The sequence below is a fragment of the Bifidobacterium sp. genome, from assembly GCF_022647885.1.
Taxonomy (GTDB): domain Bacteria; phylum Actinomycetota; class Actinomycetes; order Actinomycetales; family Bifidobacteriaceae; genus Bombiscardovia.
Map to the genome: position 1 here is coordinate 924,334 of NZ_JALCLM010000001.1, position 24,088 is coordinate 948,421.

Sequence of the window (24,088 nt, forward strand, 5' to 3'; positions counted from 1 at the left end):
AATAAGCTCATGGTTTCACTTCACCAGTGTAGGCGACTCTATATGAGGCTTTCCAATTGCCAGCGTTGAACGGCAAAGAAAGTTTAGATACAGAGCATCAGAATATGAGATTGTTACCGCCGGATTGTTACCAACAGATTGTTGACACCAGACTGTTGACACTCCAAACACATGCGATGAGGCGAGCAGCTATATATACCTAAGCTTTTGGTGAGGAACCTATAGCTTCAGGGTGGATTTCACGCATACGTTGGAGCGCACCTGTATGAGTTTCATGACGCCAAGAGTAAATGACGAGCAATACCACCGCGAATATGGCAAAGGGCACACCCGCAAGTGCTGGATAGTGATAATTTGCATCTGCTGAGAGAGTGATGCCACCAACAAGTGATCCAACAGCATTACCAAGATTGAACGCCACCTGAACGGCAGCGCCGCCGATAAGCTCTCCGCCGCCCTCTCCTGCTTCAACCATAAGAATTTGTTGCGGTGAAGAGATGAAGAATAATCCAAATGCTACCCAAAAGGTCAATATAGCCGTGCTAATAGGTGTGCCTGGAATCAGAAAAACCAATAATAGACCAACTGCTGATATTGATTGGCCAAGCGCTGCAGTGCCGGCGTGACGCCATTTGTCTGTAAGAGTTCCACCGCTAAGCCCACCAATAACCATGCCGAATCCCGCCAGCATCATCAGTGCAGGTACGACCGTCGCAGCATAGCCACCAACGTGAATAAGCCACGGTGATACGTAACTCCACCAGCAAAAAATGCCGGTATTACCTACAAATACTGCCCCTAGGATGAACCAAGGACCTCTACGACGAAGGAATTTGAACTGCCCTGCAATGCCTGCATCTTTGATTGCAGCAACGTCAGGAACCCAAATCGCCACCAGTACAAGGGTTAATACAGCCCAAATACTTAACGCAGCGAAGGTCATTCGCCAGCTCATGTGTTGAGCTAAGAGTGTGCCAGCGGGAACGCCAACCATATTTGCTACAGTCTGTCCGGTTACCATGAGTGAAACAGCTTTTGCTTCTTTACCTGGATCTGCCACCGATTTAGCAATTAAGGTTGCTGTACCGAAAAATGCGCCATGGGGTAGTCCAGCAATAAAACGTGCAGCGACCAGCATGGGCGCGTTGAGTGAGAGTGCTGAGAGCAAGTTGCCAATTACGATAAGCAGCACGAATATCATAATGAGTCGTTTTGGTGGTATCTTGCGACCAAAGACCAGAATTAAGGTACCAAAGCACACACCTATGGCATAAGCAGAGATGAAATGGCCGGCTGTCGGTATGCTCACATGCATGGCTGCGGCAGATTGGGGGAGTATCCCCATCATAACGAATTCAGCGGCGCCGAGTGCGAATGCACCCGCGGCCAGGGCAAGAAGACTCTTCTTCATATGTGCTTTCTTCAGACACTCATCAGGGCAAGGTAGAAAGCGTTGAAGCAGCCCTCTATCGCAGATTATTTTACGATTATCCCGTCACAAACTGTTGTCGCTGTGTTGTGGAGAAGCTGGCATTCTGAGCGCTGGTGATATAGCGTATCGATGCTATCGCTGGACGTTTGCAGCTCATCATTGCACGCGAGTTCATGTGCAACGATATTTGCTCGTCACCATGCATATGGGTTGATTGTCGAGGGATGTAGCATGCTGATATATCTTCATTCAGTCGCTGCGGCGTGACCCCTGAATCATCATGGAATCAGTATATAGTAGCGACACTATTAGCGACACCAAGAGTATAGATAAAAGAAAACCAGAACCGCTGATTTCCAACGATTCCGGTCACTTGGTCGGGGTAGGGGGATTTGAACCCCCGGCCTCTTCGTCCCGAACGAAGCGCGCTACCAAGCTGCGCTATACCCCGCGATACAACGTGTCAGATGTTACACCGACCCCAGACCAAACGCCAAACAAGGTTGCTAGTGGGGTTAATGCCTCCATTTCCCTGTGGTGTATCGGCTTCTGCGTACACTGTGGGCTTATGACCGAGTCGAATCAGAATGCATCGCAAAGCCAAGTCTCAGACCATCAAGAGTCAGACAAGAACACTGAGGATTCCACCGCACAAACTATGACAACAGTTGAGCGTGCCGAGTTGCTCCTGGATCAGGATGGTGCAATTCAAGAACGTGTGGAACAAGGTTCATCGCTTGATGAAGCTATTGACCCAAGTAACAAGGAATTCGGTAGCAACGCTCATCCAGAGCAGGTGCAGATGCGTGTGGCAAAACGTGCCATGATGCTCAAGGAAGGCCTAGAGCCTTATCCAGTACACCTTGATGTCACCACGTCCATCAATGACTTGCGTGCGCAATATGACGGTACGTTGGAAGCCGGCCAGGAGACTGAAGACGTCGTCGGTATTGCAGGACGAGTGTTGTTCTTGCGTAACGGTGGAGGCCTGTGCTTTGCACAACTTGCAGCAGGTGATGGGGTACGTATTCAGGCCATGATTTCTAAGCGAGAAGTCGGTGCTGATTCTCTTAAACAATTCAAACAACTGGTTGACCTCGGTGATCATCTATTTGTGCGTGGCAGAGTGATTGCTTCGAAAACTGGCGAGCTCTCAGTATTCGCCACAGACTGGGCTATTGCTGCAAAAGCTCTACAGCCACTTCCTGCACTACATAAGGAACTCAACGAGGAACAACGCACTCGTAAACCATATATCGGCATGATTGCTGATGATCATATTCGTGAGATGGTTCGTCGCCGTTCAGCTACGGTGAGCTCATTGAGAAACACCTTCGGCGGGCATGATTTTCTCGAAGTTGAAACGCCTATGTTGCAAACAGTTCATGGCGGTGCAGCAGCTCGACCGTTTACCACGCATATGAACGCCTTCGACATTGATTTATTCCTCCGTATCGCTCCTGAATTGTTCTTGAAACGCTGTTTGGTCGGCGGTATCGATCGAGTCTTTGAAATCAATCGTAATTTCCGTAACGAAGGTGTAGATGCTACACACGCACCGGAATTCACCATGCTCGAGGCTTATCAGGCATATGGCACATACGATACGATCGCGGATTTGGTCAAGGAACTCATACAGCATGCCGCAGTGGATGCATTCGGTTCAACCAAGGTGACGCTGCTGGACGGTACCGAATACGATTTTGGTGGCGAGTGGAAGACCATCACCATGTATGGTTCTCTATCCGAGGCGCTGGGGGAGCAGATCACTCCTGAGACCAGTGTTGAGCATTTGCGTGCGATTGCAGACAAGCTCGGGCTTGAACAAGAGGCTGCTGAAAACCATGGCAAATTAGTTGAGCATCTGTGGGAACACTTCTGGGAAGATAAACTCTACAAGCCCACTTTTGTACGTGATTTCCCCGTTGAGACATCACCGTTAGTGAAATCTCATCGCAGTATTCCTGGTGTCGTCGAGAAGTGGGATTTATACGTACGCGGCTTTGAGCTAGCAACAGGTTACTCTGAGCTCAATGATCCAGTGGTTCAACGTCAGCGTTTCGTCGAACAGGCCAAGATGGCTTTGGCTGGGGACGTTGAAGCTATGGATATTGATGAGGACTTCCTTGAAGCTTTGGGTGTCGGTATGCCTCCAGCAGGCGGCATGGGCATGGGCATAGACCGTTTGCTTATTGCATTGACTGGTGCCACGATCCGTGAGACCATCACCTTTCCACTAGTTAAACCACTTAATTAGTGCTGAATAGGTGCCAGATAGCTACTGTATTGGTATCGGATTGATGCGATATACACAGCGTTGAGTGGCGGTATGTCATAATCGCTACACTCTTCAATTATGGATTGGAAGCTGTGGGTTACAGGGCTACGGCCCAAAACACTGCCAGCTAGTGTCGCCCCCGTATTTGTAGGAGCGGCATCGGCATGGCATGCGTTACAGCAATCAACAATCTGCCCTGACATCTATCCGGTGCCACAAGCATGTATTACTGCGACGCAACGGTATCAGGCGGCTCAGGAACGTTTCTCTACCGTACTCATTGCATGCGCATTATTGGCGTTATTCCTACAAGTAGCGGTGAATTTCGCCAACGACTATTCAGACGGCATACGAGGAACTGATGCCGCCAGACATGTTGAAGAATCTTACAGTGACAAACCTCAACGTTTAGTAGCTTCTGGTGTAAAACCGTCTCTAGTGCTGACTGCCGCGGCTATCAGTGCGATAAGTGCCTGCGTCTTCGGCATGATTGCGGTATTAATTTCGGGTCAATATCTGCTGATTCCGATAGGAGTTCTATGTGTTTTGGCAGGGTGGTTCTATACCGGTGGCAAACATCCTTACGGATATTCTGGCTTTGGTGAGCTTCTAGTATTTCTATGTTTTGGCGGAGTAGCCACATTAGGTACCCAGTATGCCTTAGCTGCTCGTATCGATAGCTTAGGCATTCTCGGAGCTGTATGCACAGGCTTACTCTCTTGCGTGATGCTGATGGTTAATAACCTGCGAGATTTGTCACAAGACGAAGCGGTAGCTAAACGTACCTTAGCGGTTCGATTAGGGCGTAACCGTGCCACAGTCGCACTGTATGTCGCTGTACTGATTCCTGCGGCAGTAATGGTCTGTGCGATATTTCTGAGTGTCAGCTCAGACCTAGAGCGACTCTGGCCATTGTCCTTAAGTGCAACATTAGCTCTTGGCTCTATGTGGTCCGTGGTAAGTACTGTGCATAATCAACAGTTCAAGAGTGCTTTGTCGAGAAGCGGTACAGCCCTGTTATTGTATGCAGTCACTCACATTGTTGCAGTGGTGCTCGTTGCTTGATAAGCGACGCAATGCCTATAGTGCCCCTGACCTGCCTGTACGCAGTCTAGGTGTCCCGAATATATGGCCTCAAAGTTAGGTGCTTTCCGGTCAAAGTGTCCGCATAGAATGCGTGTATGACATACAAACTCATATTGCTCCGGCATGGCCAGAGCGCATGGAATAAAACCAATCAGTTCACCGGCTGGGTTGATGTCCCCCTGACCGAGCAAGGTGTCGAAGAAGCCAAGCATGGTGGCGATCTGCTCAAGGAAAAGAATGTCCTTCCTGACATTGTTTTCACATCCTTGCTGCGTCGCGCTATCAACACAGCGAATCTTGCCCTTGATGAGGCTGACCGCCTGTGGATTCCTGTTAAGCGCAGCTGGCACCTCAACGAGCGTCACTATGGAGCCTTGCAAGGTAAGAACAAAGCTGAAATTCGCGAGAAGTACGGCGATGAGAAGTTCATGATCTGGCGTCGTTCTTATGGCACTCCACCGCCAGAAATTGATCCAAATGATGAATTCTCACAGAATGGCGATCCTCGTTATGCAGGAGAACCAGTTCCTGAGACTGAAGCGCTTGCAAATGTCGTTGAGCGAGTAACGCCATACTGGGAAAGCGAAATCATTCCAGAGCTCAAGGCTGGTAAAACAGTCCTCATTGCAGCGCATGGCAACTCCTTGCGCGCCATTGTTAAAATGCTTGATGGTTTGAGCGAGGAAGAAATTTCTAAGGTCAACATTCCAACAGCTATTCCACTGCTGTATGAACTTGATGAAAACTTCAAGCCGATTAAGCCTCGTGGTGAGTACCTCGACCCAGAGGCAGCCGCTGCGGGTGCAGCAGCAGTCGCTGCTCAAGGTCAGCAGAAGAAGTAACTCCGACGGAGACACACACAATGTGCCCTGTTTTCATGAAATAACTCATGAAAACAGGGCACATTGTGATATTTACACAGCTCATTGTCGATTGTGTAGGGATTATCAGATAGTCGGTCACTATAAACATTGAAAAATCGCCGTATACCAACGCTTACTACTCGCGGTATACGGCGAAATCCCTACACAAACGTCAAACTGCTAGAAACTCAGTCTGGGTCTTCGCCACTTGGCTCTTTGCTGGGGTCAAATCCTGAAACTATGTACACAACGCGACGTGCAGCGGACACAGCGTGGTCTCCGAGTCGCTCCATGAAGCGTGCAAGCAGAACCATATCAATCATCTGCTGCTTAGATCCTGACCATTCGTCCGAAAGGGCCAAATCAAAGGTCTGATGATGCAAATTGTCGAGTTTGTCATCATCAACGATGATCTGTTCGGCAGTTGTGGCATCTTTATCAGCGAGCATAGAGACTAAGCGATCCGCAGTCATATCTAGGAATTGCTGCATCTGAGTAAACAACTCCTGAGTTTCAGGGGGCAGCGTTGGCTGTGGGTAAGTGCGACGAGCAGTTTCGGCGATATGCCTCGCCAAATCGCCCATACGCTCAAAGGTGGCCGAAAGTCTCAACGTAGAAACAATCACACGCAAATCAGTTGCCACAGGACTTTGTTTAGCTAAGAGCCTGATGCATTGATCGATAACGCTGGATTCTAGAGCATCGATTTCAATATCTCCATCGATGACCGTCTGCGCTGCCTCAACATCTGATTTAAGAAGTGCACTGCCTGCGCCGTGGATAGCTCGGCTAACATCCTGTGCCATTCGGTCAAGGTCATCTGCGACCTGTTTCAACTCCTCGTTGAAAATAACGCGCATTTTCCGCTACCCTCTCTCGTGACCTGTTACATATCCACGACAAGTCTATAGGTTATGTACCCCAGAGGCACGCTGGTACCGGAAAAAACACTGCGAGTTAGCTCACTGTTCATACAACGACACCCTCGATTCATGCTGTGCTCGTGCTAGCTAAGAGTATCCACGGGTACAATGTGTGCACAGACAGATGTCGGTATCGACGGCCAAGAGCGTTCGGAGGCAGACACCTATGAGTTCCTTGGGAACCAAGCTTCATAGTTTTTTTAGTGCAAGAGGCAACGAGGAGGGATCAGATAGCTTTGATGACATTGACGATTCCACCGCTACACTGCTATCGATGCTTCCCACCGCCCCGATTGTTGTAGACAATACCAATGAGGTTGTTCGATCCAATCCTGAGGCATACCGTTTGGGTCTGGTCCGCAATGATGCTGTTATTGAGCCCAAGGTGCTCGAAGCAATAGAACGAGTGAGAATCTCAGGGGGAAAATATCATCTGGACGTCACCACTGAAACGCCACAAGAATTTCTCAACGAATCAACTGCTGAAACTAACCGACGAGAGATTAGTGACCGCAGTGCATCCACAACTCACAGTGAGGTATCACGCCCTAACTGGATTCATGTAACTGTTGGTCGCATCAGCGACGCCTTTGTTGTGGTGTTGGTCGACGATGTTAGTGAAAGTATCAGATTCTCACAGACTAGAGATGCCTTTATCGAAAATGTTTCTGAGCAGCTGACTAAACCAATTCAAGCACTGCAACATTTGGCATTACGACTGGAAAGTGGCCAAGAACCACAAGAGCTCATCGCCAATGACGCTAAGTTACTACGCCAATATTGCTTGCATTTGGAACACACCATTGCGGATTTAATGCTACTGATTAAAGCACAAGAGAAAGTCGTCCCTAACGACACCAATCGTATTAAGCTCTTGAATCTGGTACAAGGCGTCGTAACCTCATTGCAGCCTAGCGCCCAGCAAGCCGCAATACACCTCAATATAGGGGGAGACCCCAAAGTGGCAGTCAATGCAGATGCACAGCAGATTACCGCGGCAATACATAAATTAATCGAAAATGCTATTGCCTACTCACCTCAGGGTGCTGCTGTCAACGTCGCTGTTGAGACAACCGTAGATGGCACACATGCAGTAGTCAGAGTAATCGATCAGGGTAATGGAATTGTCAAAGCGGAACGAGAGCGAATTTTTGAGCGCTTCTATCGAGGCAGCAACCAGAATGAGCGCACTTCTGATGGAGTCGGTCTCGGTCTAGCAATCGTCAAGCACGTGGCACTGACTCATCACGGTTCTGTAACTGTATGGAGCGCCCCACGGCAAGGCAGCACATTCAGCCTCATATTGCCCTTAGCCAACGCCTAAGATCAATGTTTTAGCAGCGTCTCAGTGTTTCAACGTCTCGACAAGCGTAGTGCTATTCGCCTAAACGACGGTATTCTTTGCGATTGATACGTTCCCAAATCAGCAACATTAAGCCAATAACCACACCAGATGCGCAAACCAATGCAGGTCCCAGAGGTTCAATGTCAGCAAGCCAAAGGCAGACAGTGATAATCAAAGCGAGGGACCACAGACTGGTACCTACGACAAAAACCTTACGCAAATCGACTTGAATCGGTTTCGGCGACGGTCTGCGTGTCTCTGGCTGAAAGATTGGAGCGAGCCTCATACCAACACCATAGCGCGCAGGGTAACCTTGATTCGAGTTTGTGCATGCGGCCGAGTGTCGAATACCATACGGTAGAAGCTGTCAAAGACGGATTGCAGAGGGGGACTGGGTGTATCGGATTCAGCCAGTACAGAAACCATATGCATGGGGATCTCTGAATCGTTTGCAGACCATGTTTCACCTCAACGATAACGATAAACCTACTGCGCTCGCAGAGATGTGGTTCAGTGGGCATCGTCAGTCGCCATCAATGCTGTTATTGCCTGATGGATCTTCTCAGGATGTCCCTGGGGTCATTAGACGACATCCTGAAGAGATGCTTGGGGATAATGCATCGCATCTATTCGGTCCTGTAATGCCTTACTTATTTAAAATCATTTCGGCGCGTATACCGCTCTCTCTGCAGGTGCACCCTTTGGATTTCCAAGCCCGCGCTGGTTTTAATCGGGAGAATGCCCAAGGCATACCTCTAAATGCCCCTGAACGCTCCTTCAAAGACACTTTGGCTAAGAATGAGATGGTGGTAGCGCTTGAGCCTTTCGAAGCAGCTGTGGGGTTCGCTCCGATTGCTTCACAAATGCGTTTGCTTACTTCTATGCAACACCCACTTGCTCAACGCATGGCATCGATTCTTGCAGGTTCATATGGCTCATATGACGATCAATCGCTTAATAACATAGATGACACCGATGAGCTCACCATTGAGCTCATTGATCAGATGATGCCGTTAAGTGCTATTACCTGGCCGGATTCCAGGAAGCGATTATTTAGGGCGTTCACTGCTGCAATCACGGCTCCAAAGCAGTTTGGGGAAGGCATCGAAGGAGCGTTGGTGGCTTTAGATCAGTCCGCGGAATTTGCGATGCATGCCGCTATATCTAATGCACTTCAAGCTGCAAGAGCTTTCCCGTCGGATCCCTCGGTCCTGTGCATGTTGATGATGAATCCCGTGTCGTTAGAAGAGGGAGAATCTGTCTATATTCCTGCTGGTACACCTCACGCCTATATCCACGGTACGGCAGCCGAAATAATGAACAATTCAGATAATGTGTTACGGGGAGGTATGACTGCCAAGCACAAGGATATTGGCAATTTGCTGCACAGTCTCAACTGCCAAACAGGTTCACCAATAGACCCGTCAAACACGCCCTTCGGTTTTTTGTCAAACCAGAATTTGGTGACATACAAGCCACATATTAATGAATTTATGCTGGCTTATGGTCGTGTCGATGACAGCACGCCGTCATGGGCTATTGTCGGTCGACTGGTGCGACGCTACGGAGAATTATTGCAACGATTACGACCTCAACCGGTCTTGCGTCAGCGCGTCCAACTACCTAAGAGCGGGCCTAGAGTGTTGCTGTGTACTGAGGGTGCAATTCAATGCTCCACGTTGACTGAGTCGATGGTGCTGAGTCAAGGGGAAGCAGTGTTTATCCCTGCCTGTGATGGACGAGTTGATATTCGTGCTGCCACCGAGACGCTAGAAACTAGACACTCTGATGCAGCAACTGCTGACGAGATATCTCGCTCGAGTTCCAAAGGCTCGTATCTACTGGCGTCAACCCCGTTCTAATCCTTCACGATGTCTGTAGTGATTGAGGAATACGGGGATTCGGGGATACTTAGAGCTATCAGAACGATGCGTGCAGCTGCTCTGTGCTCTCGCAGCTGCCCTTCATATTCGAAGTCTTTCAGTCAGAGTTACAGACGCTCGGTGACGTAGTCAATGCACTGCGTAAGCTTTTTCACATCATCAGGGTCAACTGATGGAAACACGCCGATACGTAGTTGGTTACGTCCGAGTTTGCGGTAGCCGGCCGTATCAACGATGCCATTGGCTCGCAGTGAACTAATAATCTCGTCTGCACTAAATTGATCATCGATATCGATGGTGACCACGCTGTTTGAACGTGCGGCAATATCAGTGACGAAGGGTTGCGCAAAAGATGAAGCCTCAGCCCAACGATACAAATAGTCGGAAGACTCGGTGCAACGTGCCTCAGTCCAGGGCATGCCACCTTGTTCATTCATCCATCTGACCTGCTGGTCCATCAAAGCTATCGTGGCTATCGAAGGTGTATTCAGTGTCTGTTCTTTGCGCGAGTTCGAGAGTGCGGTACTCAGTGAGAGAAATGCGGGAATCCAACGATGAGAACCTGCCTGTTTGGCCTCTGCTTCTACGCGCTCTGCTCTCTCAATGGCATCAGGGGAGAGTACTGCAAACCAAAGCCCTCCATCGGACCCAAAAGCTTTTTGTGGAGAAAAATAATACACATCAGTTTGTGTGATGTCGATGTGTAAAGCACCTGCGGCACTGGTGCCATCAACGATCGTGAGAGCCCCATTCTCGGCACTCCCTGGAATCCGTTGAACGGGGGCAGCAACACCTGTTGATGTTTCATTATGAGCCCAGCAATAGACGTCTGCGTCTTCGCAGAAGTCAGGAATCCTATATGTACCGGGGTCAGACTCAAAGACGTAAGTCTTGTCGATAAATGGCGTATTGGCAGCTTCTTGAGCGAATTTGCGGCTAAATGATCCATACACGCCAAAGGCGGGGCGCTGCTCTATAAGACTGGCGCAAACGATATCCCAGAAAGCACTTGCTCCGCCATTACCTAGAGCGATTTCGTAGCCATCGGGCACTGAAAACAGTTGGGAAAGACCTTGACGAATTGATGCTACTACTTGGCGTACCGGCTGTTGACGATGTGAGGTTCCTAAGAGCGTATTCCACTCCCCGCTCAGCGCCTCAATCTGTGCACGTCGTATTTTGCTGGGGCCTGAACCGAATCTTCCATCGTTAGGCAGTAACTCTTCAGGGATTTCCACACTGTTGGTCATACGCAACACCATATCCACACCGATGGATTCTCAGAGGGCTTACGATGCTTTCAATAGCGTTTTGTTTCAAAGAGCCAAGCACAAATTTCGGGATTATTGGCCTTAACTCATGGTGCTGAGTGTTGAATCCGCATGAGAAAGGCAATAATTTCTAAAAATTAGACACACCGAAAAGTATTGAGTGAACGATAGATGTTTACAGAATTTTTTCTCGAAGGCATCGTCATTGAAATTTCAGGGTTTTCGACGCGAAATAGACCTCATACACGGGATATTTGCCGTTATCTGGACAGCACTCCGTTGGACTTTCGTAACCGATACGTTGTAATCTGCTTTCTTGTGATGGTTACGTGATGGATTTCACATGTGCCCAAATGTACCTGTACAGGAGATTGTTTATATGAAGAATGCCGCGCACCAAACGAGGAGATCCTCACATGCGCACGCAAGAACTTCTGCAGTGTCATCATTGCGCGCTAATACCACCAGAGCTGTTTCTCGCAGAGCGACCCAAAGCGTGGAAGCTTTAAACGCCCTTGATATGGCGTTGGCTGAAAAACTTAATGAAGTTGCTCCTCCTTCTCGCAAAGCAATGAGGCTTGCCGCTAAACATCATGCACAAAAGGCGCATTTGCTTGCCGGAACCGCAATGGCCGCTCTACTTGGTACGGCTGCCACCTCCATTGCTATGGCCTCTCCAAAGTCGCAGAAGGCTTCTGTTGCAAGCAGCAGCACCACAAGTTCTCTGGTCTCCAATGCTCAGAGCTCCACAACATCGTCTGCTGCCTCGCGTTCACAAGCCAGGGTTTCTCTTAATGAGCAGGTTTCATCTTCGGCTAATAGTGGCTCTGAGGGCACTTGGGCAATGGGAGACACCACGGTGACTTCATCAGAAGTTTCACGAGCTAAAGCTGATAACGATGTAGTATCTAAACTTTTGGATGTTAATAAAGATGTGCTGCCTTCGGGGTTCAACCCCAATCACGCCACTGGGGACAGCGGCAATGCCTACTCATTTAGTCAATGCACATGGTGGGTGTATGTCCGCAGACATCAGCTTGGACTTCCTGTCGGCTCGCATTTTGGCGATGGACATCAATGGGCTAGCTCAGCACAAGCTCTAGGGTATTGGGTTGATAACACGCCACGTAATGTTGGTGACATTATGGTGTTTCGTACTGGTCAAGAGGGATCTTCCTCTGCATATGGGCATGTGGCAATAGTTGAGAAAATCAATGCCGACGGGTCCGTGGTTACATCCGAATGTGGTTCGTCATACAACGGCAAGACTTTTACTCGAACCTTTACCAACGTTCACGATTTCCAATATATCCACTACTGAGTTTCGTATTCTGTATATATGCAGAGTCACACTAGCTATTGCTTTGGTGTTCGTTTATGCGTAGTTGGGCGTGTCGTGCTGTAGTTCCCGAATTACAGAGCTTCGTCTAATAATTTCGGTGGGCGATAAGCAGTCTTGCAAGATTCATATGCTATTGTGTGGGATTGATGAAGACCATACGAAAGCATATTGTTATTCTTGCGGCGGTTGCTGTCGCAGGTTCACTACTTTCCTTTACCGCGCCTATGGCAAATGCGGCCGATAAGGATGGTGTCACATCTTCGCGTTCCTTCCCGAAGATCAACAAGACCAAGAAGGATCTGCTCGCAGAATCCAAATCGGTTGATGTTGAAAAAACATCAAACTGGGGTGGCCTCGGCACTATGAGTGTGCCGAAAACGAAATCTACTGCGGAACAGCAAGCAGAAGAGCGGGCTGCTCAAGAGCAAGCAGCACGGGAGCAGGCGGCTGCTGAAGCCGCTGAGGCTGCAGCACAATCGGCAGCGGCAAGTCGTAATCAAACTCGTACCGATACGACGAGCACTACAACCACCACCACGTCAACAGTGAGTGCCAGTTCTAGCGCAATAGTGTCGTATGCTAATCAGTTTGTTGGGGTGTCTCCATATGTGTATGGAGGATCAAGCCCCACTAGTGGTTGGGATTGTTCAGGATTTACACAATATGTCTTTGCACATTTTGGTATTTCTCTGCCGCGCACATCTGGCGCGCAAGCCAGTGTTGGCACAGCGGTGGCAAGCTTGGCGGATGCCCAGCCTGGAGATCTTATTGCTAACAGCACCCATGTCGGCATTTATGCTGGTAATGGCATGGTAGTTAATGCTTTGAAGCCTTCTGTTGGCACAGCATATACACCAGTTCAGTATGCATTCTCGGGTGGTTATTCCATTCGACGCGTAATGTGAGTTCTCAAGACCAAATTTAACTGTGCATCTAAGCACGTGTAGACCTTGATTTTCAAGGTTGCGCGTGCTTTTTTGTACTGTTTTATGCGTATGTATAGCTAAAGCGAGTGTTCTCACTAAGCTTGCCGCGCTATTGTATTAAGTGGGTGAATAGCGCTCAGCTGCACTATTCAAAGACCATAGGGAGGTCGTCATGGTGAATGATAAGGCCATACTCGTCGGGGTTGATGGGTCGGATGCAAGTTATAAAGCTGCATGGTGGGCAGCGAACTATGCTAAGCATGCAGGACTAACGTTACAAATCGTCTGTGCTTATTCTTTGCCAAGTTATGCGGCGGTGTCATTCGATGCCACCTACACCGCTCTTGGTGATGATAAGGCTGCACATAACGATGCTCAGGAGATATTGTCAAAGGCCAAAGCCATCGCTGATGAACAAGGCGTGGAAGCCACCACGTTGATTGTTACAGGCGATCCTGCTTCTGTGTTTGTTGAGCTGTCTAGGAACTACAATCTCATTGTGATTGGCAACCGTGGCAAGGGCGGCTTGGCTGAGCGTCTGTTGGGAACCACCAGTTCGAGTCTTCCCGCATATGCATACTGCCCAATCATCGTGGTGCCATATACCGATGATGACGGAAAATTGATGCATTTGAACAACACGATTACTAGGGTCGCTGTTGGTTCAGATGAAACGCGTTGGGGTATTAAAGCTTTGGAGATTGCCGCTGCTTTTGCCAATAGCTGGGGTGCTGAGCTGGACGTTATGCTTGCTGTACCTAGCATCGATGGATTGACGGGTTCAGATTCTGATGAAGAACATGGCATCATGGAATCGTATATGGAAGATTTGGATTTGCGAATCAAGCCTTTGCAAAATGCTTATCCTGAACTTCGCATCTTTAAGTCCATTGTTCCTGGATCAGCTGTGCAAGCGTTAACGAAGGCGAGCCACGAACATGATGTCGTGGTTGTCGGATCTCGTGGTAGAGGTGGCTTTACAGGCTTACTACTCGGTTCCACCAGCCAAGGTTTGTTACAACATGCAGTAAGTCCTGTATATGTTGTTCCTCGCAAATATGTTGAGGCATCCGAGTCTGGTAAGACTCCTAATTCGCCTGCAGATGTGCCGATCATGTCTCTGGAAGAGATTAGTGGAGTACACCAAGTTGATATACCGCCAGCAGATGCTCAGCTTGCTAGAGATATCGACACCATAATCGATCCTCTGCGTCAAGATGAGGGTGAGAAGAAACCTGAATAGCTGCTCGTTCGGGCTATTCGGGGTGCAGTGAGGCATCGAAACTACGTTTGTGTAGGGTTTGCCAAGTAGCTTCTGCGGATGTCAGTGCTGAGATCCTTGCTGTTGCGCCATTTGACGTTCGGCGGCGGGACTGGCTACGGCCCGTTTGAGGAATAATCCCTACACAAAACAAAAAGAGACCGTGGATGCGACGTTAAGAAGCAATTTAACGTCGCATCCACGGTCTCTGCTGTTGCAGACGGCCGTTTTGTTTAGTGGCGGACAGTAACCTGCATGCGTACTGGGGTTTCGCGCTCTAAGGTGTGCTTTACCGTGCATGACTTCTCAATGTGGCGAGTCATGCGTTCTTTGAGTTTTTCGGCATCTTCATCGCTGAGATCAGCATCACTGGCATCAACCGTGACTTGTTCAGTGAAAGCAAGGTATGTATCGTCCTCGGCATCGTAGTTGCCATCAATAACCACGTGGGCACCAGCACCTTTGCCGAGCACACTTTCAACGGCAAAATTGCTGGACAGTGCTGCACAACCACCGAGAGCGATTTTAATCAAATCGCCAGGTGTGAAGACTCCTTTACCTTTGCCGAACTTCAGATGGGCTCCGTCCTCAGAAAAAGCATCCCAAGAACCATCCTTATTGCGTTCAACCCATAGCCTCTTGCCCATGACTCCTCCAAACTTGTGTGACTCATATCTAGTCATTCACCATGCAGATGTGTCGGTCACATCCTGACTCTTCCAATCTAGTGTCCAACATCGTCAAAAGGAGAATTCTTCTCACAGCTGCTCGGTTGTTGTAGTATTCGATTCCGATTGAGAGTCAGGGTGCCGTTGAACGTGTGAAAAAGTGATGAGCTGGAGGCTAAGAATCGCTTGAGTGTCAAAGAATGCGTTAGATTAGACATCATGGCTTTAACAGAACAAGAGTTGGCTGATATTCGTTCTAGGATTCCCCAGCGTCCGGACACTAACATTCCAATGCCATACGAAGACTTGGTGCGTAAAATCCTTCTTGAAGGAACACTGAAGTCAGATCGAACTGGTACGGGAACGATTTCCTTATTTGGCCAGCAGATTCGTTTCGATCTTCATGATTCTTTCCCACTACTGACCACGAAAACGGTATTTTTCAAAGGCTTAGCATACGAGCTGCTGTGGTTTTTGAAGGGTTCTAGTAATATCCGCTGGCTCCAAGAACATAACGTTCATATCTGGGATGAATGGGCTGACCCAGAGACGGGTGAGCTTGGCCCGGTGTATGGCGTGCAGTGGAGAAGTTGGCCTGCGCCGACGGCCGATAACCCCGCGAGAACCATTGACCAAATCTCAAACGTACTGAATCTAGTCAAGAAGCAACCAGATTCTCGGCGCATGGTGGTTAGTGCATGGAATCCCGCCGAGGTTGAGAATATGGCTCTGCCCCCATGCCACGCATTGTTCCAGTTCTATGTAGCTGATGGGAAATTGAGTTGCCAGCTATATCAGCGTTCTTGCGATATGTTCCTGGGCGTGCCATTCAATATAGCTTCGTATTCCTTGCTCACTCTGATGATTGCACAACAGGCAGGTCTTGAACCTGGAGAGTTTGTTTGGACCGGAGGAGACTGCCATATATATGACAACCATATCGATCAGGTTCTTGAACAACTGTCGCGAGCACCCTATCCGTATCCGACTGTGGAGTTGCGTAAGGCTGGTTCATTATTCGATTACCAATACGAAGATTTCACTGTTTCGGGCTATCAACACCACCCCAGTATCAAGGCTCCGGTTGCGGTCTGAGGGCATCATTACAATACTTTTCGACACAGTTTAATAAGGAGTAATTGTTTAGATGGAGCATGACAGTAGCAGTCGTAGCGGCTATCACGAACCTAAGCCCGGTAGGACCGGGCATGCCGATGACGAAGAAGAATGGGACAATTCGGAAATAACTCCGAGAAAACCATATTCAGTCAATCTCATATGGGCTCAGGCCCATGACACTCACGGTCGTGACGGTGCGATCGGTTTTGAAGGGTCCATGCCTTGGCATCTGTCTGAGGACTTGCAGCGTTTCAAAGAGCTCACTATTTCACACCCAGTGATAATGGGCCGTAAAACTTGGGAATCATTGCAAGAACGGTATAGACCGCTGAGCAATAGGGACAACATCGTTGTATCTCGCCAGCCGCACTATGAAGCAGCAGGCGCCACAGTCGTCGATGATATTGAAGCGGCTCTAGAGATTGCCCGCCAAGAATCCATACCAGACGATGGTATGGACCGTTCTGAGATTTGGGTTATCGGGGGAGCACAGCTTTTCGATGATGTCATCTCACAAGCAGATAAAGCTTTTGTCACTGTGATTGATGCAGCAGTCCAAGCTGATACGTATGCGCCTGATATTGCTGAACTCGTTGATGCAGGACTATGGCGCATTAGTGAATCTGGTGAGTGGCGTAGCCCCAACAAGCACAGTGCTGTAGTTCGTCGATTCCGATTCATGAACTATGTGAAAGCCCAATAGTCCACAAGGCATTTTAAGGAATGAGACATATGCAATCCAAACCTTATGTGGTTATGACCGTTTGCACAGGCAATATTTGCCGGTCTCCAATGGCCCAAATTGTGCTTGCTGACTTTTTCGCAAAACAGGGCATCGGCACAGACTCAGTAATTGTTGATTCGAGTGGTGTGAGCGATGAAGAGTACGGTAATCCGATAGATCGACGCGCACGCAAAGTATTATTAGAGCGCGGATATACATTACCAGAGCATCATTTTGCTCACCGCATCACGCACCAAGAAGCAATCGAGTCCGATCTACTGCTGCCAATGACAGTTGCGCATATGCGCTCATTGCTGCGACTTCTCCCTACAGAAAAACGTCAATCTGTGCACATGTATCGGAGCTTTGTTCCTGAGATTGCTCAGCTCGGGAAAACTCATGAGAGTGCTCTCGATTTGGCTGACCCTTGGTATGGTGGTCCAGAAGAGTTCGAGCTTGCTATTGATCAGATAGAACAGGCTGCACCATATATTGTTGACTGGGTATCTAAACAGATATAGCTGTTATGAGTTTTCATGCAGGTGCCGGCGTGAGTACCGCCGTATGAACTGATGCAATCACTGGTGCTAGCTCAGCTATTGGGTCATATCTGAGCTAGTCGTAATCTGACTTGCATCAGTTAATCCACCCATGTGATTGTTGCCACAAGCAGCAGCGCTAGATGTGCAGGTGCACTCATGCCTCGCGACCGCCCCACACAAACCCTGTATGACTTGGCGTTTTCCTGTAGACTAGCGGTATGTAGCCAAAGGGGGTGGATCACGATGAAGTGTAATCCGTTCTATGTTGAAAATGGTTTGCGTTCGAAGTTTTACCACGATGACGATGAATGTCCGTTTGGCAAGCGCATACCTGTTTCAGATCGAATACCAGGAGAAGGTTCTCGGTTCCATTGCTGGGTTTGTGAGAGTTTACAAGTGGGGGAGCACGACGGTGCCAGGATGGACCCACCAGTGCTGTAAAAGCCTCTCAAGGCACCCGCTGTGGGCAGTTCGTACGGCAGTAATAGTGTTTTCAGTCAGTCGGAACTATAGGAGCTTCTGTGCCGTCTCGTAATGCTTTTGCTGAGTATGGTTGTCTGCTGTTTTCTGTTTAGCAAGTACCGTGTGCGCACTGCTAAACAGAAAACAGCGCGATATAGCACGTATGAGGGGTTCGCAGACGTTGAGGCTATATCGCACTGTTCTGTGGAGATGTGTATGTGGTTATTGCGCGCTTTAGTGTATATGCGAGTTTGCGTCTTCGCGCATTTGCTTGAGCATAGCTCTATAGTCTTCACGCTGATCTTCTCGGATTGACTGTGAATCGCGCTCAGCGTGGTTCAGCAGTACTCCGAGTTTGGCCTTGAACCCTTTAGCTTCACGGAATTCTTTGAAGTCTTCATTCTCGGAGCCTTTTATGGCTTCGAAGTTTTCTTTGTCAATTTCATGTTGGAGTTTCGCATCCTCCTGCATATTGTCATATGCTCGCTCAAAGAATGATTGTTCATTACTCATAATGATGTTGCCTTTCGGATAATACGATTGTGGATGTTGAGATTGTGGTGCAGCCGAGAAGCCCTGGTAATCCTGTTGATTGATTGCGTGCTTAGTCAGTTGATTGATTCCGCGACTGAAGCTGTGGTCGACTGGGCTGTAAATGCTGTGTCTCAAGACTGTTGCGTCTCAATTTGGTAATAATGAGGTTGATGGGGATTGATATCAGTATGACTGCAAGGCCAACAATGACCAGCATCAGACCTTCGTCAGTGCCTGCTGACAGGAAGAATACGGAGCTTCCAGCTCCTATATTGAGCATGCCGACAGCAGCAAAGATGCATCCCAGAATCATCCCAGGCATGCGGATTCTGCGATGTTGAGCTTGATAGGCGCGTATCTCTTCCTGCTGTTGAAAGAGGTGTCTAGCCCACATTGCGCTAACGACGTGTTGATCCTCTACGGTCATGGCCAAGTCATCCATCTTCTTTCCCTCATATTCCCTCGTCGTCTCGTACATAGCTGATAGATAGTGGCTACGAGCAATCTTGATAGATACCAACATATGCCTGCTCTATTTGATGATTGTTGAAGAAGTATTTGAGAATTATTAAGTGCATATGTACCTGTTGGGAGAGTTGTGAACGCGAAACATGCATTCACTTGCGAGCAGTTTTCGTTTGTGTAGGGATTTTCGCTGATAACAGCGGGTTCTCGAATTTTAGATTGGCGGAATCGCGCGGTTTTACGACTTTGAAGCAGGGGTGTCTGCAGATAAATCCCTACACAAACGAATCATCATGCCGCTATAAGCGGAGGACTGGTGAGAAAGTGTGTGGATATGCCTATGAAAGGTCTCACATGTGCACATTTCAATTCAGATTGAAACAGAAAGGGCTCGTAAAAACATAGCTGCTGAAGGCACTCGATCTGTATGCATATTTCAAGGGTGGTGATGATATGAAAAATCCCTCACATAAGCACTTTCGTGATGTGAGGGATTCTTTCCAGTGGCTCCGAGCGGCATCGATCCGCTGACCTAGCGATTTTCAGTCGCTCGCTCTACCAACTGAGCTACAGAGCCAATGAATAGTTGAAAAAACCCGGCGAACCGGGTTCCAATTACTACTCAAGCGACCCCGGCCGGACTTGAACCGGTGACCTCCGCCGTGACAGGGCGGCGCTCTAACCAGCTGAGCTACGGGGCCGTGGCTACAAAAAGCAGCCAAGTGGATATCTTACAAGAAACTGCGCGACATGCAAATTCTGTGCCGATATGATGCGATTTCGGCGTGTCGTTAGCATCTCTTTTTGGCTACTTTTCAGTGATATGGCCGCCAAATTGCCCGCGAAGTGCAGAGACAACTTTGAGCGCGTCATCACTGCCACCACGCGAAGTTTGGCGAGCAAAGAGTGCGGCTGCTGTTGCAGGGACAGGAACGCCAAGATCAAGAGCTGCATCGACCATCCAGCGTGCTTCGCCTGATTCATTTGCTACGGGTGGCATTGAAGCAAGGTTGGGATCTTTTTTCAGAGCTAAAGCCAACAGATCAAGCAGCCAAGATTTGATGACTGTTCCAGAAGTCCATGAGTCGATGACTTCTGTGGGGTTATCGATCAGGTCGCTATGAGTCATGGTTGCGTACCCTTCACCCAGAGCTTGCATCATCCCATATTCGATACCGTTATGAACCATCTTTGCAAAGTGTCCGGCACCAACAGGACCTGCGAGTACGAGCCCGGCATCTCCTTCGGGCTTGAGAGCATTAAAAAATGGCAGGGCTATGTCGAAATCTTCTGTGCTGCCGCCAACCATCAGCGCATAGCCATTCTTTGGGCCCCAAACGCCGCCAGAGACACCAGCCTCCATGAAGTGCACGCCATGCGCAGCAAGCTCTTGCTCATGAGGAGCGTCATCCGAGTATTTCGTGTTGCCACCGTCAATGACTAAGTCGCCAGCTGACAACAAAGTGCTGAGCGCAGTTATGGTCGAATCTGTAGGTATTCCTGCGGGTAGCATCACCCAGATCACTCGTGGGGCTTGCAGTGTCTCAACTAACTCTTCGAGTGATTCAACATCGCGCCCCGAGTCGGGTGCGCGGTCATAGCCCACAATGGTGTGTCCTGCTTCGCGGATTCGAGAAGCCATATTGCCGCCCATGCGGCCTAGTCCAATCATGCCCAGTTGCATAGTGCCTTCTTTCTTGTTGTGTGGTGTCACTGGTAATAACACATGTTGTGACGATTGATGTGACGCTTGTTATGTGATGTCGTCAAACTGCTACACGACCAGTGAAAGTAGCAGGGTGAAGATTAATCCGATAACAGAGAGCACGGTTTCCATCAATGTCCAGGTTTTGAATGTTTGCCCAACACTCATGCCGAAGTATTCCTTAACCATCCAGAATCCAGCGTCGTTGAGATGGGAGAAGATGACTGAGCCTGCTCCTATGGCTAGCACTAGCAAGCACAGGTGAGTTGGGCTGAGTCCACTTGCAAGGGGCACCATGATACCCGATGCAGTTACGGTTGCGACTGTTGCAGAGCCTGTGGCAACACGAATAAGCACGGCGACCAACCATCCTGCGATTAAGGGATTGAGCGACGAGCTAGAGATACCTTGCGCAATCACATCACCGATGCCTGAATCAACCAGAGTTTGTTTGAAGCCGCCGCCGGCTCCCACAATGAGGAGGATGCCAGACACGGAGCCAATCGACGTGCCTACGATTGAGTTGAGTTTGTCACGCCCTGCACCGTGCATCGTACCCAGTACGATCATCGCGACGAGAGTGGTGATAAGTAGCGCTTCCAAAGGCTGCCCAATAAACACGAAGAATTTTCCAACAGGATTGCCCGTTTGTCCTGTGAGATCGATGATGCTACCTGCAAGCATCAGCACCACAGGCAGTAATATAACGCTCAAAGCTGCACCAAATGACGGTTTGCTGCTCTGAGACTCTGCTGTTTCCTTTACCTTAGTATCCTCAGGAGCCATGATGGGCACCCAACGAACCATGAGTTTTGCGAGCAACGGACCCGAGATAATCACAGTTGGTATAGCGACCAACAGACCAAGTCCAAGAGTTAAGCCGAGATTAGCGTGAAGAGCGCTAATTGCAGCCAATGGTCCTGGATGTGGGGGGAGAAAAGCATGCAAGGTTGATAAGCCTGCTAAGGCTGGTATTCCCAGAAGGATGACAGGTTTGTTTGCCCTATGTGCGGCAAAAATCACCACTGGTATCAGAATGACCACGCCCACTTCAAAAAACAGTGGAATACCTACAGCAAAGGCGATGAGCGCCATGGCCCAAGGGAGCAGGTGTGAAGGTGTTTTGCTTAAAATTGTGTCAACGATGACATCAGCGCCGCCCGATACGGTGAGTAGCGTACCGATGATGCCACCTAAAGCAATGAGAATGCCTACGCTTGAAACGGTTGAGCCAAGTCCGTCGGTAAAACTAGTAAAGGATTTGTCATAACTAATCCCCGCGGATACAGCCATAACGAAGGACCCCAGCATCAATGCTAAGAATGGGTGTAGCTTGACGACGGAAATCAATATAACAATCACCAAAATGCCGAGTAATGCGGCAATTATGAGGTTCATAGAATCACTCCTTTGTGTTCAATGATTTGTTTGAGACTGCTTTGATTGCATGCCAATGCCTGATTCGTATTGGCATGCATCTCAACTTGCGTGTGTCTAGTCGCTGTTGAAGAACGATATCTGGCAATGAGGCTGAGGGTACTCAACGGACCAAGGACTCTTCCTTAGAGGCATGTTTTTGTACAGCTTGAATGGCTCGATCGATCATCTCCTGCTGGCTTCCTTCAATGGACACTTCAATGCCAGGTTCGTCAGCTTGCAGAGCTTCGAGTATGGCGAATTGACTTGGCAAGAGTGCTGGGGGCATGAAATGCCCTTTTCTGTGAGCTAGACGATCCTGTATGAGTGCTTGTGAGCCGACTAAGTGCACGAAAAACACTGGAACATCTTTGCGCAGGATATCTCTATATGAGCGTTTGAGCGCTGAACTAGAAACCACTGTGGATTCTCCAAGTGTTTGTCGACCGAGCATCCACCGGTTAATTACTTCAAGCCAAGGGCGGCGATCCTCATCTGTGAGGGGAATGCCGTGCGACATTTTTTCGATATTTGCTTTGGGATGGAAATCATCTCCTTCAGCCATAGTGAAGCCGAGCTGGTCCCTGATGGCTTCAGCGACTGTGGATTTGCCACACCCTGCCACGCCCATCACCACAACGTGAACCGGACGTTTATTCTCATTTGTGCGAATGACCATTACTGTTCTTACCTGCCTTCTGCGTCGTTGCAGTTTGTACGATGTCGGGATATTGCGTAATGTCTACATCCCGAATTGCTTGACACCTCACATAGTAATCAAATAAAGAGTACCAATCAAATTAAAAAGAGTACTTAATGAGCAATATCACATTATGAAGCCTCATTGGTACTCTCATAACTATGGCGAACTTTGGAGATGGAGAACCTGCTCAGACGGTGTTGATGCACATGCCGGTGGCGCAAGAATTGGCTATTGACATCATCGAGGGGCGTTGGATTGTTGGTGAGTCAATGACACTCGAACAGATTCAACAACGTTTCTCGATTTCTAGGACCGTTGCTAGGGAGGTAGCGAGACAACTCCAGTCCGTTGATGCTGTGCAGGTCAGAAAACGTCTGGGCATCGTAGCTCAACCAGTGGGCGATTGGGCCGCGTTAAATCCACAAGTTGTCAATTGGAAACTTCACTCAAATCAGCGTAGAAAACAACTCATCTCTCTCACAGAGTTGAGGCTTGCGGTGGAACCTGCAGCTGCTGCAGGAGCCGCAGTGAATGCTCCTATAGAGGTGAAAGCCAAAGTGGCGGCATTGGCTGTAGAAATGAGAAAGACAGGGGAGCAAGGAAATTTGGAAGAATTCCATAACTTCGATATCCAATTTCATTCACTCCTGCTCAAATATAGCGGCAACGAGTTATTTGCAGGACTTTCGGACATCGTTTCAACGATTCTTCGAGGAAGAGTTGAAATAGGAATGTATCCTCAACAACCTGCCCCCGAAGCTTTAGATGCCCACCAAGAAGTCGCTGACGGAGTACTGCACGGTGAGCCTGCAACAGCACGAGAAGGTATGCGTCGTATAGTCGATGAGGTCGATGCTGCCGTATCAAATGATCTGTAAATATGCTTGATCTGTAAATATGCTTTTGTGCAGCTACGCTTATGTGTACTGTTCCTTGCCAGGTCGCTGCTCACGTAGCATTGCTTATCTCTGAGTTGCACCTCTGGTAATTGTGCTGTGTGACATCAGTATTTCTTTCTCTTTCTCCTACTTGGCTATGTGTCAAAACGCTGCCTTCGACACGTATTGCTTGATTGTCGCAACAATATGGTGCAGTGGGAGTGTTGAAAATCAACGGAGTGTCGAAGTTTTTACATAACGT

22 protein-coding genes and 3 tRNA genes are annotated in these 24,088 nt (G+C 48.8%); 12 read left to right on the plus strand and 13 right to left on the minus strand.

Annotation, left to right across the window (positions count from 1 at the left end):
- Positions 1-199: 199 nt before the first annotated feature.
- Entirely contained in the window at positions 200-1,411 is a 1,212-nt protein-coding gene (locus LKI20_RS04005; protein ID WP_291770207.1) for an MFS transporter, read from the minus strand.
- A gap of 395 nt (positions 1,412-1,806) precedes the next feature.
- Positions 1,807-1,883, minus strand: a tRNA-Pro gene (locus LKI20_RS04010).
- 117 nt (positions 1,884-2,000) lie between these two features.
- Here LKI20_RS04010 and lysS point away from each other — a divergent pair.
- The 3 genes from lysS to LKI20_RS04025 all read left to right on the plus strand — a co-directional run bounded on the left by lysS (position 2,001) and on the right by LKI20_RS04025 (position 5,638).
- Positions 2,001-3,689 (plus strand): lysine--tRNA ligase, encoded by a 1,689-nt coding sequence (gene lysS / locus LKI20_RS04015; protein WP_291770210.1) that lies wholly within the window; start codon positions 2,001-2,003, stop codon positions 3,687-3,689.
- A gap of 99 nt (positions 3,690-3,788) precedes the next feature.
- On the plus strand, positions 3,789-4,775 hold the full coding sequence (gene menA / locus LKI20_RS04020; protein WP_291770214.1) for a 1,4-dihydroxy-2-naphthoate octaprenyltransferase: 987 nt from the start codon (positions 3,789-3,791) through the stop codon (positions 4,773-4,775).
- Between the two features lie 116 nt (positions 4,776-4,891).
- On the plus strand, positions 4,892-5,638 hold the full coding sequence (locus LKI20_RS04025; RefSeq protein ID WP_291770216.1) for a phosphoglyceromutase: 747 nt from the start codon (positions 4,892-4,894) through the stop codon (positions 5,636-5,638).
- Between the two features lie 209 nt (positions 5,639-5,847).
- On the opposite strand, the gene phoU is transcribed toward LKI20_RS04025, so the two are convergent.
- The gene (gene phoU, locus LKI20_RS04030; protein WP_291770219.1) at positions 5,848-6,519 is read right to left on the minus strand and encodes a phosphate signaling complex protein PhoU; all 672 of its coding nucleotides are present in this window, start codon (positions 6,517-6,519) and stop codon (positions 5,848-5,850) included.
- A gap of 229 nt (positions 6,520-6,748) precedes the next feature.
- Here phoU and LKI20_RS04035 point away from each other — a divergent pair, with 229 nt between their 5' ends.
- Positions 6,749-7,906 (plus strand): sensor histidine kinase, encoded by a 1,158-nt coding sequence (locus tag LKI20_RS04035; protein ID WP_291770221.1) that lies wholly within the window; start codon positions 6,749-6,751, stop codon positions 7,904-7,906.
- A 52-nt stretch (positions 7,907-7,958) separates the two neighbouring features.
- Here LKI20_RS04035 and LKI20_RS04040 read toward each other — a convergent pair whose 3' ends face one another.
- Positions 7,959-8,213 carry a DUF2530 domain-containing protein gene (locus tag LKI20_RS04040; protein WP_291770224.1) on the minus strand — a complete coding sequence of 85 codons (255 nt, stop codon included), beginning with the start codon at positions 8,211-8,213 and terminating at the stop codon, positions 7,959-7,961.
- A gap of 109 nt (positions 8,214-8,322) precedes the next feature.
- On the opposite strand from LKI20_RS04040, the gene manA reads away from it, so the two are divergent.
- A complete protein-coding gene (manA, locus tag LKI20_RS04045) occupies positions 8,323-9,789 on the plus strand; it encodes a mannose-6-phosphate isomerase, class I (protein ID WP_291770227.1) in 1,467 nt (488 codons plus the stop codon).
- Between the two features lie 128 nt (positions 9,790-9,917).
- Here manA and serC read toward each other — a convergent pair whose 3' ends face one another.
- Positions 9,918-11,060 carry a phosphoserine transaminase gene (serC, locus tag LKI20_RS04050; RefSeq protein WP_291770230.1) on the minus strand — a complete coding sequence of 381 codons (1,143 nt, stop codon included), beginning with the start codon at positions 11,058-11,060 and terminating at the stop codon, positions 9,918-9,920.
- 400 nt (positions 11,061-11,460) lie between these two features.
- Here serC and LKI20_RS04055 point away from each other — a divergent pair, with 400 nt between their 5' ends.
- The 3 genes from LKI20_RS04055 to LKI20_RS04065 all read left to right on the plus strand — a co-directional run bounded on the left by LKI20_RS04055 (position 11,461) and on the right by LKI20_RS04065 (position 14,592).
- Complete coding sequence (locus tag LKI20_RS04055; RefSeq protein WP_291770233.1) at positions 11,461-12,402, plus strand: CHAP domain-containing protein; 942 nt, start codon at positions 11,461-11,463, stop codon at positions 12,400-12,402.
- Between the two features lie 167 nt (positions 12,403-12,569).
- On the plus strand, positions 12,570-13,328 hold the full coding sequence (locus LKI20_RS04060) for a C40 family peptidase (RefSeq protein ID WP_291770236.1): 759 nt from the start codon (positions 12,570-12,572) through the stop codon (positions 13,326-13,328).
- Positions 13,329-13,521: 193 nt separating this feature from the next.
- Complete coding sequence (locus LKI20_RS04065) at positions 13,522-14,592, plus strand: universal stress protein (protein ID WP_291770239.1); 1,071 nt, start codon at positions 13,522-13,524, stop codon at positions 14,590-14,592.
- A 251-nt stretch (positions 14,593-14,843) separates the two neighbouring features.
- Here LKI20_RS04065 and LKI20_RS04070 read toward each other — a convergent pair whose 3' ends face one another.
- Complete coding sequence (locus LKI20_RS04070) at positions 14,844-15,257, minus strand: OsmC family protein (protein ID WP_291770242.1); 414 nt, start codon at positions 15,255-15,257, stop codon at positions 14,844-14,846.
- Positions 15,258-15,497: 240 nt separating this feature from the next.
- Between LKI20_RS04070 and LKI20_RS04075 the strand changes: the two genes are divergently transcribed.
- The 3 genes from LKI20_RS04075 to LKI20_RS04085 are packed head-to-tail and all read left to right on the plus strand — an operon-like array spanning position 15,498 to position 17,642.
- Positions 15,498-16,373, plus strand: a complete 876-nt coding sequence (locus LKI20_RS04075) for a thymidylate synthase (protein WP_291770245.1) — start codon at positions 15,498-15,500, stop codon at positions 16,371-16,373.
- A 52-nt stretch (positions 16,374-16,425) separates the two neighbouring features.
- On the plus strand, positions 16,426-17,100 hold the full coding sequence (locus LKI20_RS04080) for a dihydrofolate reductase (RefSeq protein WP_291770247.1): 675 nt from the start codon (positions 16,426-16,428) through the stop codon (positions 17,098-17,100).
- 20 nt (positions 17,101-17,120) lie between these two features.
- A complete protein-coding gene (locus LKI20_RS04085) occupies positions 17,121-17,642 on the plus strand; it encodes a low molecular weight protein-tyrosine-phosphatase (protein WP_291770250.1) in 522 nt (173 codons plus the stop codon).
- Positions 17,643-18,359: 717 nt separating this feature from the next.
- Here the strand turns inward: LKI20_RS04085 and LKI20_RS04090 are convergent.
- The 7 genes from LKI20_RS04090 to LKI20_RS04120 form a co-directional block, all read right to left on the minus strand.
- Positions 18,360-18,638 carry a hypothetical protein gene (locus tag LKI20_RS04090; RefSeq protein ID WP_291770253.1) on the minus strand — a complete coding sequence of 93 codons (279 nt, stop codon included), beginning with the start codon at positions 18,636-18,638 and terminating at the stop codon, positions 18,360-18,362.
- Between the two features lie 91 nt (positions 18,639-18,729).
- Positions 18,730-19,182 (minus strand): hypothetical protein, encoded by a 453-nt coding sequence (locus tag LKI20_RS04095; RefSeq protein WP_291770255.1) that lies wholly within the window; start codon positions 19,180-19,182, stop codon positions 18,730-18,732.
- 446 nt (positions 19,183-19,628) lie between these two features.
- Positions 19,629-19,701 (minus strand) — tRNA-Phe (locus LKI20_RS04100).
- 50 nt (positions 19,702-19,751) lie between these two features.
- Positions 19,752-19,825 (minus strand) — tRNA-Asp (locus LKI20_RS04105).
- Between the two features lie 107 nt (positions 19,826-19,932).
- Complete coding sequence (gene gnd / locus LKI20_RS04110; protein ID WP_291770258.1) at positions 19,933-20,808, minus strand: phosphogluconate dehydrogenase (NAD(+)-dependent, decarboxylating); 876 nt, start codon at positions 20,806-20,808, stop codon at positions 19,933-19,935.
- 90 nt (positions 20,809-20,898) lie between these two features.
- Positions 20,899-22,227 carry a GntP family permease gene (locus tag LKI20_RS04115; protein ID WP_291770261.1) on the minus strand — a complete coding sequence of 443 codons (1,329 nt, stop codon included), beginning with the start codon at positions 22,225-22,227 and terminating at the stop codon, positions 20,899-20,901.
- 142 nt (positions 22,228-22,369) lie between these two features.
- Positions 22,370-22,924 carry a gluconokinase gene (locus LKI20_RS04120; RefSeq protein ID WP_291770264.1) on the minus strand — a complete coding sequence of 185 codons (555 nt, stop codon included), beginning with the start codon at positions 22,922-22,924 and terminating at the stop codon, positions 22,370-22,372.
- Between the two features lie 182 nt (positions 22,925-23,106).
- On the opposite strand from LKI20_RS04120, the gene LKI20_RS04125 reads away from it, so the two are divergent.
- Positions 23,107-23,826, plus strand: coding sequence for a FadR/GntR family transcriptional regulator (locus tag LKI20_RS04125; protein WP_291770267.1), 720 nt, complete (start codon positions 23,107-23,109; stop codon positions 23,824-23,826).
- The last annotated feature ends 262 nt before the right edge of the window (positions 23,827-24,088 follow it).